The sequence below is a fragment of the Clostridium sp. UBA3061 genome, from assembly GCF_002367465.1.
Classification (GTDB): domain Bacteria; phylum Bacillota; class Clostridia; order Clostridiales; family Clostridiaceae; genus Clostridium_J; species Clostridium_J sulfidigenes.
In genome coordinates, this window is sequence record NZ_DFCF01000007.1 from 1 (window position 1) to 16,248 (window position 16,248).

The following is a 16,248-nucleotide window of genomic DNA, read 5'->3' on the forward strand; positions in this document are numbered from 1 at the left end:
TATACTTTCAGGGTTTGCTTTTACTATCTTTCCATTTTCAGTGATAATAGCAGTTAGTATTTTCCCTGAAGGTATATATCCTTCTGGAGCTTTTGTTTCTTTTATTGCATACTCTCCATACTCCACATTTTTGAAATTTACTTTTCCATTTTCGTCACTTATAGCTATTGCTATAGGATTTGAATAGGAAGTGTCTGAAATCATATAGAGAGTAAACTCAGCTCCCTCAAGAGGGATATTATTTTCACCAGTTTTAAAGAATTCAATTTCACCTTTAATCTTTTCATCTTTATAATTATATGTTATATTCTTTTCATCTTTAGTATTTTTAAGTTGAAATTTATACAATTCACTACTTAATGTATATCCTGTTGGAGCAACCTTTTCTCTAACGTAATAGTCTATATCAAACTTCAATTTACTAAATACAATCTCTCCAGTTAAGTCTGTTGGTTCTGAAGTTTTTATAACATTTTCATACTTATCAAGAAGTTCAAATACAGCTCCTTCCAGTTTAATGTTTTCGTTATTTTTATCTACTTTTGCAACCTTAATGCTACCAGTTTCGCCAACTCCACCACCGCCAGCACCTTGGAATATAACATCAACATTTCCTGAAGAAGAAGTTCCCTCTATTCCTGTACCTTTAAAGGATATAGCGTTAGTAAATGGTGACTTACTTTTGTCCACTACATCAGTTCTAAAGGTTAAAATATATGCTTCTTCAGTTGGAGAAGGTAATATAAAGGTAAACTCTCTTGTTTCAGCATTATATTTTACATTTCTTTGATTTAAAACAACCTCTTCCCCTTTTTCAAGGTTTCCATCAGATTTTAAAATCTGCTTATACAGTTTTATAGATGTGGTATCAAGTTCAAGTCCCTCTTGAAGGATATCTGTTAAAGCTGCATCCTTAATTAATATTTTGTTAGAGTTAATGGTTACATTCCAATCAATATAAGAATTACCTCTTTCATAGATAGCTTTTTTATCTATTAAAGTACTTTTTATAGTACCTTTCCCTGTACTTTCTACACCTCCAGGCACTAAATCAGTTATTAGCTTTGCAGTATTCTCAACCTGCTTTTCTCCATTAGTGTTAAATATAGAGGTATCTGTAATTTTAGTCTTAAAAGTTATTATTTGCTCATCTTTGATTTCACTAGGGAAATTATATCTTAAGGTTTTGGCAGTTTCATCATAAACATAATTTGATGGCTCTGCAAGAATTCCATTAATCAAAACAGAATTAGGAACAAACTCCTGCCCACCCTTAATATTATCTATTATATAAGCATTAGGAAGAATCATTTTATTTTTATTAACTACAATCTTCCAGGTAATTTCTCTTGTTACATAGTCATAATCACTACTAGACTTATTTATAACTTCACTTTTTAAATACTGCCAATTAGAAGCATTAGATTCTTTAATATTGTCCCCTGTTAATCTAGCTTCATTGTAATAATTTTGATTATTGTAACTATATCCTTCCATATTTCCTGCATAAACCTTGGGATCTGTTACTTTTGTTCTAAAGGTTATTGTATAAGTTTCGTTAATATTACCATTAAAGGTATAAGTTAATGTTCCAGTTTTATTAGCATCACTCTCTGCTGCTTTCACATAGTTAAAACTTCCTCCTGGAACCTCTTTATCTATAGTAGCAGAACCCTCTACATACTCTTGTCCTAATCTTATTTCATCAGTAACCACTGGATTTTTTATTGCTATCTTATTGCTATTTATAGTAACCTTCCAAGTAATTTCTCCTGTAGCTGGATTATATCCTGCGCCTTGTTTAGAAATAATGCTAGTAGGTACTCCAACACCCTTTTCATCTGAAGCATCGCTTGGTACTCCATCACCAGTTAAAGTTGCTTTATTGTTATAGGTTTTCCCTGTATTGGAATTAAAAGCATCTCCATCAGTTACATCTGTTGAAAATTGGATTATATGTGGCTCATTAATAGCACTTGGGAAAGTATAGGTAAATTTTTGTCCAACTAAAGAGTAATTATCCTCAGTTTGGTTTCCATCCATCTTAACAGTACCATCTACAAAAGTTAACCCTTCTGGTATATCATCAGTAACTACAGCATTGGGAATATTTTGAGCATTCTTATTTATATAAATAGTCCAATTAATTCTCTTTGCCTCTACATCGTACTTTCCATCTTTTCTAATAAAGTCTGTATAAATAGCTACTGATGCCTCATTAGATTCTATAAAAGTTCCATCATGATTAAAGATTGCTTTATTCTTCTCATATACTGTAGCTCCCTCAGATTTAAAAACTTCTGGATTTACTACCTTAGTTTTAAAGGTAATTACTTGCTCTGTTTCTATTACACTTGGGAATTTATAAGTTAATCTATTATTGTTATAATCATAGTTATAATTTGCTGTATCTGCACTAACTCCATTTATAGTAACAGAACCAGGTATAAATTGTTGTCCCACTGAAATGTTGTCCACAATATCAGCATCATTAACCGTGACTCCTTCTGTATTCACAATTACTTTCCAAGTAATCTCATTTTTAGAAGGGTCATAACTTCCGTACTTTATAGCAGAAGCATCAGGAACTTCTGGTTGTTCAAAGTTTACGTTAATTATAACAGAAGAAGAATTTCCTCCAATTTCAAATGTAATAGGTACTGGACTAGGTCCTCCTATTTGGTCAGGATCAAATTGAGTATCAATAAAAAAGAATCCTGAAACATTGGAATTATTCTCTGCAAATTCATTAAACGTAATGGTAACATTACCATCAGTTTCTATTTTAACATTTGCAATTGTATCACCATTATCAAGAGTAATAGGGAAATTTAGTATACTTATTATTTGGATTTCCTTAGGTATTTTCAAAGTATAAGTATCACCATTTTTTACCGTCCCCTGATTTGGTATAGTAAACTTATAGGTTAGTTTTACCTCTTCATTTTTACTTATGGGATTTGATGACTCATTTATAGGATTCCCATCATTACCTGTTAATCTTACTTCAGTAATAAATGGGAAATCTCCTGTAATATCCATAGCACTAGCTTGCATTGTAGGAACAATATTTAAAACTTGACAAACTACAATAACTAAAGCCATAAAAATAGATAATCTCTTCTTTATCTTAGGTGCAGACATAAATTTCTTCTTTTTCATAATTCTCCTCCTTAATAATTTTTTTCAATAAAAAAAGACCGACCCTATACCAATCTTATATAAATATAAGATTTGTTATAAAGGTCGGTTGCACTACTTACTCCATATATACAAAGTGCCCAAATTAGTATATACTTCAATGTTTCCTTAAAACTATTAGTAAATTGTATTTAATATTTTATGGAACAAAATTAAATCAATCTATGCTTAAATATAAAAACAGATAGTTTCTTCTTTAGTTTGGGTATGGATTTAAATTTCTTTTTTAATCTTCCTCCTTAATAATTTTTTGTAATAAAAAAAACGACCCCATACCAATCTTATATAAATATAAGATTGGTTATAAAGGTCGGTTGCACTACTAACTCCGTATATACAAAGTGCCCAAATTAGTATATACTTCAGTGTTTCCTTAAAACTATTAATAAATTGCATTAAATGGTTTGCAAATAGAGCCAATCAACTTAATATTTGTTATTATTTAATATATTTTACCACCTAAGTATAACTCTTTGTTTAGTATTTGTCTATACACTTTTAGGTTTTTATACTAATATTTTCTATATCCAAGTTTTAAACTTATATAACTAAAACCGACCCCATGCAATCTTATATAAATATAAGATTGCTTATAAAGGTCGGTTGCACTACTAACTCCATATATACAAAGTGCCCAAATTAGTATATACTTCAGAATTTCCGTAAAACTTATAATTAATTAATCTACTATTTTATAAGAGGATATTAGCACAAGTATATATAACAGTCAACAATTTAATTACATGAAATACATAATTATCTATAAATATGACTAAAAGTAACATATGTATGTTTATTGTTTTAACATACAATATTTTATACATTAACAATATTATATTTTTACCTAAAAACAATAGGCATGAAACATTGATAACTCAAGCTTCACACCTATTTGAAATTTATAATATTATAATTAGGGGATAATTATAAGTATTAACTTTATTATTGTACTACTAAAGTAGCTTGCATTGTTTGACCCTTTCTTACGAATTCTATAGGAATACTATCTCCATCACTGTAGGCTTCTTTTTCCTTATTTAATTCTTCAACGGTCTTAACAGTTTTCTTACCTATTTTAGTAATTACATCTCCAGGTTGTAGTCCTCCCTTTTGTGCTATACTAAAATCTTCAATACTTTGAATATATATACCTACAGGTAAATTATATTGTTTTGATAAATCTTCAGTTATATTTCTAACTGCTATACCAAACTTTATTTTTTGTTTTACTAAGGCATCTAATTTTTCAGTGGCATCATTTATTGGAATTGCAAAACCTATTCCCTCTACTCCAGTAGAGCCTATCTTAGCTGTATTTATACCTATAACTTCACCTTGAGAATTTATTAATGGTCCTCCACTATTCCCTGGATTTATAGCAGTATCTGTTTGGATAAGGTTCATTTTCTCTCCACCTTCAGTTAAAGCTACTCCTCTATTAACAGCACTTATAATTCCTGTTGTTACAGAGCCTAGATATTCTTTTCCAAGTGGATTTCCTATGGCTATAACTTGTTCTCCTGCTTGAAGACTATCAGAATCTCCTAGTTCTACTTTACCTGGCATTTCAACATCATCAGTAATCTTAACAACTGCTAAATCTGCATCTTCCTGATAGTTTACAACCTTAGCACTTACTTCTTTACCTGTGCTAAAGATAACTTTAACTTGACTAGCATTTTTAACTACATGATAGTTTGTAAGTACATAACCATCATCTGAAAAAATAAATCCTGAGCCAATGCCTTCTTGTTCACCCATATCAAATCCAAATACATTAGTTGAAACTGAAGTGGTTGATACACCAACTACAGCTGGGGAAACCTTTGCTACTACTTCTGGTATATTCATACTGCTTATAGGATTAATATTTGTTGTTGTTCCACCGTTATTTGTTTTTGATTTAGCTTCCTTAATTGCTGATTGTATAGTGCCTCTCATAGCTCCATAAGTAACACCTGTACCAATTGCTCCTCCTAATATAGAACATATTAGAGCTATAGCTATATATGATTTAGCTGAACCTTTACCTTTATTCTTTTTATCTTTTTTCTTTTTTTCTTCTTCTTCTTGCCATGATGAAGCATTAACTTCATTCAATTTTAAGTCATCATTTGTTGTATATTCTACATCTTGAATCACAGTGTAGTTTATATTGTCACTAGTATTATTGTCATTATTATCTTTATTAATACCGGTGTTTTCATTTAAGTTATTATTGTTATTAATTTCATTATTATTTAATTCATTATTGTTTATATCTTTATCCATATTAAATCTTCCCCCTTATTAAAAGTTAAGTTGTTTACTATTCTTATCTATATATATTATTATCAACACTTATGTGTCAGTTAAGTGACTAAAATATGAATGAATTCTTAATTGTCCTTAAAGGATTAAAATTTAAAAATACCTATATGTAAATATAATATTCTAAAAAACTACTAAAGCCTTATAGCTTCAGTAGTTTCCTATGTGAACCCTAAATTAACTTAGAGGAAGAATAAATTCTTCCTCTAAGAAATATTAATATAATCTTTTCTTAGCATAATCTCCGTAATCATTACCATGATCACTCATGTCTACTTCATCTATAATGGAGTCAAAGTCAATTTCACTTTCGCTTTTTATATCTTCATTTAAATCATCAAAAGCAATTTCTTCACTAGTCTCCATATTGTAACTTCTTCGACTTTTTGTCTTTGCAGCTTCTATCTCAGCTTCTCTTACATTTTCCCAAACTGAATCAGACATAGGGGTTATGCTTCTAAAATCACCAAAATAGTTATGTGTATCTGGTGGATATATTGGTCTTGATTTATCATTACTCATATTATATCGCCCTCCTCAATCACTTTACTATAGTGTGTATTAAGGAGTTAATTTTTATGTATGAGTATTATAAATGTTAGAATTTTTTATTTTTCTGCATAAAGAGTTATTATCTTAACTATAGTTTCTACTGCCTTTTCCATAGAGTCTACAGGAATGAACTCAAATTTTCCGTGGAAGTTATGTCCACCTGTAAATATGTTTGGTGTTGGAAGTCCCATGAAGGATAATCTTGCTCCATCAGTACCTCCTCTTATAGGAACTATAATTGGCTCGATAGCAAGAGCTTTCATTGCTTCAACAGCTGTGTCTACTACATGAATTACAGGTTCTACTTTTTCTTTCATGTTGTAGTATTGATCTTTTACTGAAATTTCTATAGTGCCTGCACCATATTTTTTATTAAGAAGTTCTACTATTTCTTTAATTAAAGTTTTCTTTTCTTCAAAGGTATTTCTAAAGAAATCTCTTATGATATAAGACATAGTAGTCTTTTCTACAGTTCCTACCATATCACAAAGCATGAAGAAGCCTTCATATCCTTCTGTGTATTCTGGTCTTGCATTAACAGGTAATAATCCATTTAACTCCATAGCTATTTGCTGAGCATTTACCATTTTATTTTTAGCACTTCCTGGATGAACATTTCTTCCGTTAATAACTATTTCAACACCAGCAGCATTGAAGTTCTCATATTCGATTTCTCCAACAGCTCCCCCATCTACAGTGTAAGCAAAGTCTGCAGCAAATTTTTCTACATCAAAGTGATCTGCACCTTCTCCAATTTCTTCATCTGGAGTAAATCCAACTTTAATTGTACCATGTTTTATATCTGGATTTGCAATTAAATATTCCATAGCAGTAACAATTTCTGATATACCAGCTTTGTCATCTGCTCCTAATAATGTAGTTCCATCTGTTGTGATAAGAGTTTTACCTATATAGTCGTTTAATTCAGGAAAATCTATTGGAGATAAAACTGTATTTGCATTTAATTTAATATCTCCACCTTCATAATTTACCATTTGAGGCTTAACATCTTTACCTGAATAATCTGGAGCAGTATCCATATGAGATATAAACCCAATAGTTGGTATTTTTTTATCTGTATTAGCAGGCAATGTAGCCATTACGTAATTGTTTTCATCAATAGTAACATCACTCATTCCGATTCTTTTTAATTCTTCAAATAAAACTTCACCTAAAACTCTTTGGCTAGCAGTACTTGGAGTTGTTCCCGTAGAATCACTTGATTGTGTATCATACTTAGCATATCCTAAAAATCTTTCTATAACTTTTGACATAATATCGCCGCCTTTTTTAAATTTTATAAATATTTCATATTGTTTATCATATTTATTTTGTCTCATAACCCTAGTATATAAAACTCTAATTTTTTTTACAAGTTAATAAATTGTATATATCTACTATTTATCAATTTTATTTGTTATAATAATCATGAACAAGTTATATCTATTCGATGCTAACATAATGTATTATATTGAATAATTTTAATTTAATACAATACATTCTAATTTATAAAAGACAAAATTTAGTTATAAGTAATTGGAGGGTAAGATAATATGTTAGATTTTAATAAAGCCTTAAGCTTTGAGGAGTATGTAGAAAAACAACATGCCAAATATGGAAATATCCAAGATAAAACCTATGCAGACACTGAACTTTCTAGTGATACTAAGGAAGAAATAAAAAAACTAGACAAGGTTGTTCATGCTGCAATATTTACAGAAGGTTTTTGCCCTGATTGTATCGTAACTATTCCTTTCGTACAAAAACTTTCAGAAGAAAACCAAAACTTAAAGGTTCATTTATTTCCTAGAACAGGCTACGAAGGTTTTCTTGAAGAAGCAGTAGGCTGCAAAAGTATTCCTGCAGTAATCACTTTTACTGAAGAAATGGATCCTAAGGGTGCCTATGTAGAAATGCCTAAGGAGTTATTTAAAAAACTTCCTGTAATCTCTAATGATGAGAGAAAAGTTCTTGTTGCAGAATATAGATCCGGAAAATACAATGATTTAATAGAAAAAGACCTTTTAGATATAATACTCTAATTTTGTGATACATTTTAAAACTCATTCCTATATTTATTCATATATGGATGAGTTTTTTGTATTAATATTATATATGTTAATTATTAATGGGGTGATATTATGGGTTATAAAACAGAAATAATAACAAAGGATAAAATAAAAACTTCTAATTGGAGTGGGGGAACTACTAATGAAATATATATTTATCCTAAAGACTCTAATTACAAAGATTTAAACTTTAAATGGAGAATTAGTTCTGCCACTGTAGAGTTAGAACACTCCACCTTCACTAATCTTCCAAAAGTTTATAGATATATAACAACTTTGGAGGGTTCCATGGATCTTTGTCACAATAAAGGTCCTCTAATTCACTTAGAACCTTTTGAAGTTCATGGATTTTCTGGAGATGTAAACACAGAAAGCTTTGGAACTGTTACAGACTTTAATTTAATGATAGGACCTGGATGTGATGGGGTAATGAATGCACTAACTTTAAGTGAAGGTTCTTTACTAAAGCTGAATTTAAACAAAAGGAAAAACAGATACTCTTATCATAATTATATATTTTTCTCACCTAATTCAGACCTAACCCTTACAATAGATGGGAACAATATATCTCTACCTAAAAATCACACCTTAATCATAGAAAGTTGTGAAAAAGATAGCCTTTCTTCTATAGAAATTGCCTCCTCACAACCTTGCAATATCATTAGTATAGAAGTAGGCTTTTAAAAGTTATTTATTCAAATCTATGGCTCTGTTGAAAATTACAGTGATAAAATATAAATCTAATTTTTATAAAGTATGGAGCATGTACTTTAATATAGGTACATGCTCCATATTTTTAGTCTCTACAGACTTGCTACTCCCATTTCTCTTGCTATTCTCATAACTTCCTCTGCTACTTTGCCTGACACTCTCTTGTCTAAGGCATTTGGGATTATGTTTTCTTCATTTAATTCTTCTTCTGGAATTAGGTTTGCTAAAGCTCTTGCTGCAGCTAACTTCATTTCATCGTTTATTTCTGTTGCTCTAACTGTAAGAGCTCCCTTAAATATACCAGGGAATACTAGAACATTATTAATTTGATTAGCAAAATCTGAACGGCCTGTTGCTATTACTCTAGCTCCCCCTAATTTAGCTTCATCTGGCATTATTTCTGGAGTTGGGTTAGCCATAGCAAAGATGATTGCATCCGAATTCATAGTTTTTACATCTTCTGAATTTATCATATTAGGTCCAGATACTCCTATAAACACATCAGCTCCTACTAAAACTTCTTTTAATGAACCTGATTCTTTATTTTTATTAGTAACCTTTGCTATTCGCTCATGAGACTCAAATAAACAGTTACCACCATCATAAATAGCACCATTCCTATCACACATGATAATATTTTCTGCTCCTGCCTTTAAAAGCAATTTACAGATAGCAATTCCAGCAGAACCAGCACCATTTATTATTATTTTAACATCTTTAATATTCTTCTTAGTTAACTTTAATGCATTATATAAACCTGATAATACAACTACTGCAGTTCCATGTTGGTCATCGTGGAATACAGGAATATTTAACTCTCTTTTTAAAGTTTCTTCTATATAAAAACATTCAGGAGCCTTTATATCTTCAAGGTTTATTCCTCCGAATACAGGACATATTAATTTTACAGTTTTTATTACTTCTTCTGGGTCTTCACTGTCAATACATATTGGGAAAGCATCTACTCCAGCAAATTCCTTAAATAATAATGCCTTTCCTTCCATTACTGGAATTGAAGCTTCTGCTCCTATATTTCCAAGTCCTAATACTGCTGTTCCATTTGATACTATAGCTACAGTATTAGATTTTATTGTATAATCATAAACCTTATCTCTATCCTTAGATATTTCAATGCAAGGCTCTGCAACTCCAGGAGTATAAGCTATAGATAAGTCTTCTCTTGTATTAACAGGAATTTTACTTATAACCTCTAGTTTTCCCTTCTTCTCCTTGTGCATTTTTAAAGATTGTTCACCATATGACATAATTAAATCCTCCTAATTAAAATAATCTATTTTTTTGAAGATGCCTTATTTAAGTAATCACAATAAGGTGCTATAGGACATTCATGACACTTTGGCTTTCTAGCATCACATATTTTTCTTCCATGCCAAATAATATAATGATGTGCATCACTCCACATGTTCTTTGGTATGTACTTCATAAGTTTTTCTTCAACAATTTCTACATTATCTCCAGGTGCAAAACCTGTTCTATTAGAAATTCTAAACACATGGGTATCTACAGCTATAGCAGGCACTCCAAAAGCATTAGATAAAACCACATTAGCCGTTTTCCTACCTACTCCTGGAAGGGCTATAAGTTCTTCCATAGTTCTTGGAACTTTACCATTATGTTTTTCTACAATGGATTTACATGCCCCTAATATATTTTTACTTTTATTTTTATAGAATCCACAACTATGAATCTTTTTACCTAATTCTTCTTCACTTAAAGTTAGTATAGCCTGTGGAGTATTATACTCCTTATATAATTCCTTTGTAACTATGTTAACTCGCTCATCTGTACATTGAGCAGAAAGTATAGTTGATACTAAAAGTTCAAAGGGTGTTCTAAAATCTAACCCGCAGGCAGCTCCTCTATAGGTCTCTTCTAATATTTCTAAAATTTTCTTTCGTTTTTCTTTATTCATAAAATCACCTCAATAAATTTCAATGATTGTAGTATTCCTAGTTAGTTCACTTCTATTATATCAGATTTTTATTATTTTACTTAATTAAATAAGAGTTTAATTAGTATGTATTTATTTATAAAAGAATAATATTATTTTATAAACAAATACTATAAAAAACTTAATACAATAAGGAGGATTATTAAATGGATAATGCAATGTTTTGTTATCAATGTGAACAAACTGTAGGGGGAAAGGGATGTACTAAGTTAGGTGTTTGCGGTAAAACCCCTGAAATATCAAATTTACAAGACTTATTAATTTATCAGTTAAAAGGAATTAGTTGTTATGCTAAAGATTTACTTGATAATGAGCAAGTTATAGATAAATCAGTTGTTAGTTTTGTAGAAAATGCTCTATTTACAACTTTAACTAATGTTAACTTTGATGCAGCAAGCCATTTGAATATGCTTAAAGAATCACAAAAAATTAAAGAAAACCTAAGAAGTAAGGCATCTACCGATAAGGCGTATCCTGATCAAGCAACCTATAATTTAAGCAAAACTAAAGAAGAAATGCTTAAGGATGCCGTTAAAGCTGGAATTATGTATGATGGAGATTTAGATGCTGATATACGTTCTTTAAGACAAACTATTGTTTATGGTCTAAAGGGAGTAAGTGCCTATGGACACCAAGCTAGATTTTTAGGTTACTATGATGACCAAGTTGATAACTTCTATTTTCTAGGATTAGAATGTACAACTAATGATAACTTATCTGTTGAAGAGTTAATTAGAATGACTATGAGAACTGGTGATATGAGTGTAGCTGTCATGAAAAAACTTGATGAAGCTAATACTGAAAGTTATAAAAATCCAACTCCTCATCTAGTTAATGTAAAAGTAGAAAAAGGACCTTTTATAATTGTATCTGGTCACGATTTAAAAGATTTAGAGATGCTATTAAAACAAACTGAAGGTATGGGAATAAATATATATACCCATGGTGAAATGCTTCCTGCTCATGGTTATCCTGAACTTAAAAAATACCCTCATCTAGTAGGAAACTATGGTAGTGCATGGCAAAACCAACAAACAGAATTTGATAACATTCCTGGCTGTATACTCATGACTACTAACTGTCTTATGAGACCTAGAGAAACCTATAAGGATAGAATATTTACAACTAACGTAGTTGGATGGGATGGAGTTAGACATGTCACTCTTAAAGAAGATGGAACAAAGGACTTCTCTGAAATCATAAATAAAGCTTTAGAATTAGGTGGATTTACTGCTTCTGAAGACAGAAAAGAAATTCTTGTAGGCTTTGGTCATAAGGCTACCTTAAGTAATGCTGGTAAAATTGTTGATGCAGTTAAAAAGGGTGAAGTGCGCCACTTCTTCTTAATAGGTGGTTGTGACGGTGCAAGACCAGGAAGAAACTACTATACAGATTTTGCAAAAATGGTTCCTGAGGATTGTATTATCCTTACTTTAGCTTGTGGAAAATATAGATTTAACAAACTTGAATTTGGTGAAGTAGCTGGATTACCAAGACTTCTTGATGTAGGTCAATGTAATGATGCTTATTCTGCAGTAAGAATTGCTACTGCTTTAGCGGATGCCTTTGAAACTGATGTGAATGGATTACCATTATCTATTGTACTATCTTGGTATGAGCAAAAGGCTGTAGCTGATTTACTAGCTTTATTGTCCTTAGGAGTTAAGAATATATTCCTAGGACCTTCTCTTCCTGCATTTATAAGTCCAAATGTACTTCAATACTTAGTGGACACTTTCCAATTAACTCCTATAAGTACACCAGAAGAGGACTTAAAAACTTGTCTTAAACAAAGAGTTAACTAATATATTAAATGGTAGCCCATAGGACTACCATTTATTTTTATATTTTTATATTTTTATATAGTTCACAAAAACTTACCCTTGCGCAATCAGCTTGTCTTTTTCAAGAATGTGACTTACTAACCACTGATTTACGAATTCTAATAAATCAAGAATATATTTATGTTGATTTTCATCAATTTTATTTAAATCTATTTCCTCTAATTTTTTTATAAAGTTATCATGATCTATTTTTTGAGTAAACATTTTTTTATAATTTATACTCTCCATATAGGCTTCTTCATCTCTAAAGTGAAGAGCAGCATACCCTTTTAATTCTTCAATTAAATTTACTATTCTATCATATTTATCAATAATGAACTCATTATTTAATAACTCATAAATTTTATCAGCTATTTCAAAAAGCATTTTATGTTCATTATCAATAATCTCTATTCCTGTTTTAAATTCTTCCTTCATTTCGTACATTTAAATTACCCTCCAACTTCTCTCAATAGTGCTAGTTAAATACGTTCAACATGAATTTTTTGAACTATTTCACTCTAGGACTACATAATACCATATAAGTCAATATTCTTCTATAACTTCAAGTAATAAAATGGTGTATAATCCCTTAACTTAAACTTTTATTACTTATTATTTATTTCCATTATTATCTTATCTTGAGCCTGAAGTATTTCATACAATTGAACACTTCCTAATTTTCTTCTCGCCTCTACAAAATCAATATCTGGAAATATATTTTGAATATAATAAATAACTCTTGGTGAAGCTCCTAATATAGCTTTACATAGAGTATCCATATCTAATTTACACAGAACTGTTTTCACTCTTTCCCTATCTATACTAATAATATCCTCAAAACTAAATAGTTTCATAGATATTTTGTTAAATAAATATATGTCATTTTCTTGTATTGTCATCATTAATCTAGATTTTTCAACATCTTCAAGATTCCTTAGTAATTCTATTATCTGTTCTTCAACACTTAAGAGTTCTTTGTATGTTTTTTCTAGATAGTAGGATATTTCCTTCCAAAGTTCTTCTGTTACTTGTCCATTCCTAATAATTTCTTCATAATATTTGGTCCTTAGTTCTACTGATAGCAATGACACAAAAAAAGTTAAATTCATAATAATTCCCCCATAAACCCCATTGGTATAAATAAATTTATAACTATATACTCGTACCACTTTCCTAAAAATGAAATAATAACCTGTATTTGTTTCAAATAATTAACAATTATTACTGAACTACTTTGTGTGTACAGACAAAAACCTACAATAGGAAATAAATTTAGTTCTCTTTTAAGTATTAAATAAAAATATGGCATAGTAGTTACATGATGACATTCATTCCTTTACAAATTTAAGTACCTTCATTATCATAACTCTTTTGAATTCAGCAAGGTCAAGTAGATTAGTTCTTATTAAATGAGGTATAATATATTTAAAAAATATAGGAGGCAATATGTTTTGGCACATTACGGGAATCTTCAAAAAATAAGGGATGGTAAAAGAAAATATGGTATAACACCTCATATTCCTGGAGGTTTTATAACTCCAGAAAACCTTGAAAAAATAGCTAAGGTAGCTAAGAAGTATAATGGAGTTATAAAAATAACATCTGGACAAAGAATCTTAATAACTAATTTAGAGGAAAATGATCTACCTCAAATATGGGATGAACTACATATGGAACCCGCTGTTAAAACTCAAAATTCCGTTAAAAATGTAGAGATGTGTCCAGCAGGATATTGTAAAAGATCAAAATTTAATACAATTGGTATAGGTATGAAATTATCTAAAAAATATCAATGGATGGATATGCCTTGTAGAACTAAAATAGGTGTAGCTGGATGCAGAAATGCTTGTGGAAGTGTTTATAGTAAAGATGTGGGTGTTATAGCAGATATTAATGGTAAACTCATGGTAACAGCAGGTGGTTCAGCTGGATATAACCCTAGGATTGCAGATATTATAGCTAATGATTTATCAGAAGAGGACACTTTAAATTTAGTAGATGCTATATTTGATTTTTATAAAGAAAATGCTCATGATGGAGAAAAATTAAGTTTTTTTATTGAAAGAATTTCAATAGAAAACTTTAAAAAAGAAGTTCTAAGTAGGTGTTAGAATTTTTTATGATTTTAGTAAATGATGAAGAAAAGATTAACCATGTATTATAAATAAGCTAATTAAAGGCAAATAACAGGAGTTTTTATTAACTCCTGTTATCTTTTCCCTTTATTATTTTTTCACTTCTTCTAGTTTACCCATGAATAGTATGGTTCCACTTTCTTCATCTTCTATAATAAATACAAAAGGTCTATCAGCTATAAACTCTTTAGGGTCATTAATTATTGGCATTGCAGTTTCCCTAACTTCAACTATAGTAACTGCAGCTGCTTCACTTCCCTTTTCATTTACTTCTATTTTCCCTTGATGTAAAACGCTACTAACATATATATTTTCCCTTATTCCACTAAGATTAGCTCTATCACTAAAAATATCCTTCATTCCTAGGGCCACTAGAGATCCTTTTAATTCTTTAGTTCCATATTCCATTTCAAACTTCGGAAAGCTTACATTAACAGCTTCCGGCTCTTTTCCAATGGATTTTTTTATAGAATTCCACTTATTCATATCTAAATTATTTATAAAATTATCTATACTTAAACCTTCCTTTGGTAGTACTGCATACATAGATACTTTTCCACTATCATAAGGCATTTTTATAATTTTAAAATCATCCTTTTCTCCATAAAAGGTTTTATCATCAGCCGCAACCTTCCTCATAAAGTCTATCTCTGTTTTATCTCCCTTTGAATTTGTAAACTCACCTATAGTATTATTGTTTGTATCAAAGGGTTCTTGCCATTGTCCCTTGAAATATATAGCATTAATTAAATACATAATAACATCACCATCAATAGGACCTTTTAGCATATCTTTAATCATGTTATTAGTAGATTTTTCAATCCAATTATTAATTTTATCCACAGATGAGGATTTAGAGAAGTCCAAGTTATCCACTTTTGCACCAAAGATATCCTTATTAATGTTTATAAATTCTTTATTTATATGCTGACCTTCTCTTATCCATATAGAGTTACTTAGATTTAGCTTTACATTTTCATCTACATTCTCCAAATAACTATGAAGAATTTTATAACTATTATTTATCTTATCATCATTCATTCCTTCATAGCCTAGTACCTTATTCATCTCTGCCTTTGTATTCTCTTTAGCTCCATTATAGGTCATAGTAAGTGCCATGGAAATGCTCAAAGGAGATATAAACACATTCTTATTATTTTCATCCTTTGAAATTTCTTTGAATATATTGAATGCAAATTTATTATTGCCCTCAACCACTTCTTTATCCACCTCTTTAGCTGAAATCTCTTCCTTATTTTTACTATAAAATTTCTCACATCCAATTAAAGAAGTAGCTATTATAGCTATAAGCATTAAAGAAATTATCTTTTTTAATTTCATAACCTCACCTCTAAATTTAGTTTCACTTTATATACGCTGTTAAAGTGTTATAGTGCTATTTTTTATATTATTATAAATCTAATAATCAATTGATTAAATTATTTTCTATTGTATAATGGACATGTAATGCC

Annotated in this window: 13 protein-coding genes and 3 riboswitches; of the genes, 4 read left to right on the plus strand and 9 right to left on the minus strand. The window is 30.0% G+C overall.

All coding sequences use genetic code 11. The features are described from left to right. From B2P65_RS05415 to pepT, 4 genes are all read right to left on the minus strand, one after another. On the minus strand, window positions 1–3,162 hold a 3,162-nt coding region (locus B2P65_RS05415), incomplete at its 3' end, for a collagen binding domain-containing protein (RefSeq protein ID WP_346879735.1). 73 nt (window positions 3,163–3,235) lie between these two features. After that, window positions 3,236–3,318: riboswitch (cyclic di-GMP riboswitch) on the minus strand. 182 nt (window positions 3,319–3,500) lie between these two features. After that, window positions 3,501–3,582, minus strand: a riboswitch (cyclic di-GMP riboswitch). Window positions 3,583–3,789: 207 nt separating this feature from the next. Further along, a riboswitch (cyclic di-GMP riboswitch) is annotated at window positions 3,790–3,872 on the minus strand. 271 nt (window positions 3,873–4,143) lie between these two features. Continuing rightward, a complete protein-coding gene (locus B2P65_RS05420) occupies window positions 4,144–5,472 on the minus strand; it encodes a S1C family serine protease (RefSeq protein ID WP_346879736.1) in 1,329 nt (442 codons plus the stop codon). A 255-nt stretch (window positions 5,473–5,727) separates the two neighbouring features. Then, on the minus strand, window positions 5,728–6,033 hold the full coding sequence (locus B2P65_RS05425) for a hypothetical protein (RefSeq protein WP_346847087.1): 306 nt from the start codon (window positions 6,031–6,033) through the stop codon (window positions 5,728–5,730). A gap of 86 nt (window positions 6,034–6,119) precedes the next feature. After that, the gene (gene pepT / locus B2P65_RS05430) at window positions 6,120–7,337 is read right to left on the minus strand and encodes a peptidase T (protein ID WP_346879789.1); all 1,218 of its coding nucleotides are present in this window, start codon (window positions 7,335–7,337) and stop codon (window positions 6,120–6,122) included. Window positions 7,338–7,616: 279 nt separating this feature from the next. Here pepT and B2P65_RS05435 point away from each other — a divergent pair, with 279 nt between their 5' ends. Further along, window positions 7,617–8,105, plus strand: coding sequence for a thioredoxin family protein (locus B2P65_RS05435; protein ID WP_346847085.1), 489 nt, complete (start codon window positions 7,617–7,619; stop codon window positions 8,103–8,105). Between the two features lie 99 nt (window positions 8,106–8,204). Beyond that, on the plus strand, window positions 8,205–8,816 hold the full coding sequence (locus B2P65_RS05440; protein WP_346847084.1) for a HutD family protein: 612 nt from the start codon (window positions 8,205–8,207) through the stop codon (window positions 8,814–8,816). Window positions 8,817–8,935: 119 nt separating this feature from the next. On the opposite strand, the gene B2P65_RS05445 is transcribed toward B2P65_RS05440, so the two are convergent. Both B2P65_RS05445 and nth read right to left on the minus strand, forming a co-directional pair. After that, window positions 8,936–10,108 (minus strand): NAD(P)-dependent malic enzyme, encoded by a 1,173-nt coding sequence (locus B2P65_RS05445; protein ID WP_346879737.1) that lies wholly within the window; start codon window positions 10,106–10,108, stop codon window positions 8,936–8,938. Between the two features lie 26 nt (window positions 10,109–10,134). Continuing rightward, window positions 10,135–10,776, minus strand: a complete 642-nt coding sequence (gene nth / locus B2P65_RS05450) for an endonuclease III (protein WP_346879738.1) — start codon at window positions 10,774–10,776, stop codon at window positions 10,135–10,137. A 185-nt stretch (window positions 10,777–10,961) separates the two neighbouring features. On the opposite strand from nth, the gene hcp reads away from it, so the two are divergent. After that, on the plus strand, window positions 10,962–12,620 hold the full coding sequence (hcp, locus tag B2P65_RS05455; RefSeq protein WP_346877629.1) for a hydroxylamine reductase: 1,659 nt from the start codon (window positions 10,962–10,964) through the stop codon (window positions 12,618–12,620). Between the two features lie 72 nt (window positions 12,621–12,692). Here the strand turns inward: hcp and B2P65_RS05460 are convergent, their stop codons facing one another. Beyond that, window positions 12,693–13,085, minus strand: coding sequence for a bacteriohemerythrin (locus tag B2P65_RS05460; protein WP_346847080.1), 393 nt, complete (start codon window positions 13,083–13,085; stop codon window positions 12,693–12,695). A gap of 161 nt (window positions 13,086–13,246) precedes the next feature. Further along, window positions 13,247–13,750 (minus strand): FliG C-terminal domain-containing protein, encoded by a 504-nt coding sequence (locus tag B2P65_RS05465; RefSeq protein WP_346847079.1) that lies wholly within the window; start codon window positions 13,748–13,750, stop codon window positions 13,247–13,249. 342 nt (window positions 13,751–14,092) lie between these two features. On the opposite strand from B2P65_RS05465, the gene B2P65_RS05470 reads away from it, so the two are divergent. Further along, window positions 14,093–14,752: an NAD(P)/FAD-dependent oxidoreductase gene (locus B2P65_RS05470; RefSeq protein ID WP_414632293.1), complete on the plus strand. Its 660-nt coding sequence runs from the start codon at window positions 14,093–14,095 to the stop codon at window positions 14,750–14,752. Between the two features lie 114 nt (window positions 14,753–14,866). Here the strand turns inward: B2P65_RS05470 and B2P65_RS05475 are convergent, their stop codons facing one another. Further along, entirely contained in the window at window positions 14,867–16,117 is a 1,251-nt protein-coding gene (locus tag B2P65_RS05475) for a serpin family protein (RefSeq protein ID WP_346879739.1), read from the minus strand. Window positions 16,118–16,248: the final 131 nt, after the last annotated feature.

Bases quoted from the DNA above. Each gene is read 5' to 3' on its own strand.
- B2P65_RS05420 (WP_346879736.1), bottom strand. From the start codon at position 5,472: ATGGATAAAGATATAAACAATAATGAATTAAATAATAATGAAATTAAT.
- B2P65_RS05425 (WP_346847087.1), bottom strand. From the start codon at position 6,033: ATGAGTAATGATAAATCAAGACCAATATATCCACCAGATACACATAAC.
- pepT (WP_346879789.1), bottom strand. From the start codon at position 7,337: ATGTCAAAAGTTATAGAAAGATTTTTAGGATATGCTAAGTATGATACA.
- B2P65_RS05435 (WP_346847085.1), top strand. From the start codon at position 7,617: ATGTTAGATTTTAATAAAGCCTTAAGCTTTGAGGAGTATGTAGAAAAA.
- B2P65_RS05440 (WP_346847084.1), top strand. From the start codon at position 8,205: ATGGGTTATAAAACAGAAATAATAACAAAGGATAAAATAAAAACTTCT.
- B2P65_RS05445 (WP_346879737.1), bottom strand. From the start codon at position 10,108: ATGTCATATGGTGAACAATCTTTAAAAATGCACAAGGAGAAGAAGGGA.
- nth (WP_346879738.1), bottom strand. From the start codon at position 10,776: ATGAATAAAGAAAAACGAAAGAAAATTTTAGAAATATTAGAAGAGACC.
- hcp (WP_346877629.1), top strand. From the start codon at position 10,962: ATGGATAATGCAATGTTTTGTTATCAATGTGAACAAACTGTAGGGGGA.
- B2P65_RS05460 (WP_346847080.1), bottom strand. From the start codon at position 13,085: ATGTACGAAATGAAGGAAGAATTTAAAACAGGAATAGAGATTATTGAT.
- B2P65_RS05465 (WP_346847079.1), bottom strand. From the start codon at position 13,750: ATGAATTTAACTTTTTTTGTGTCATTGCTATCAGTAGAACTAAGGACC.
- B2P65_RS05475 (WP_346879739.1), bottom strand. From the start codon at position 16,117: ATGAAATTAAAAAAGATAATTTCTTTAATGCTTATAGCTATAATAGCT.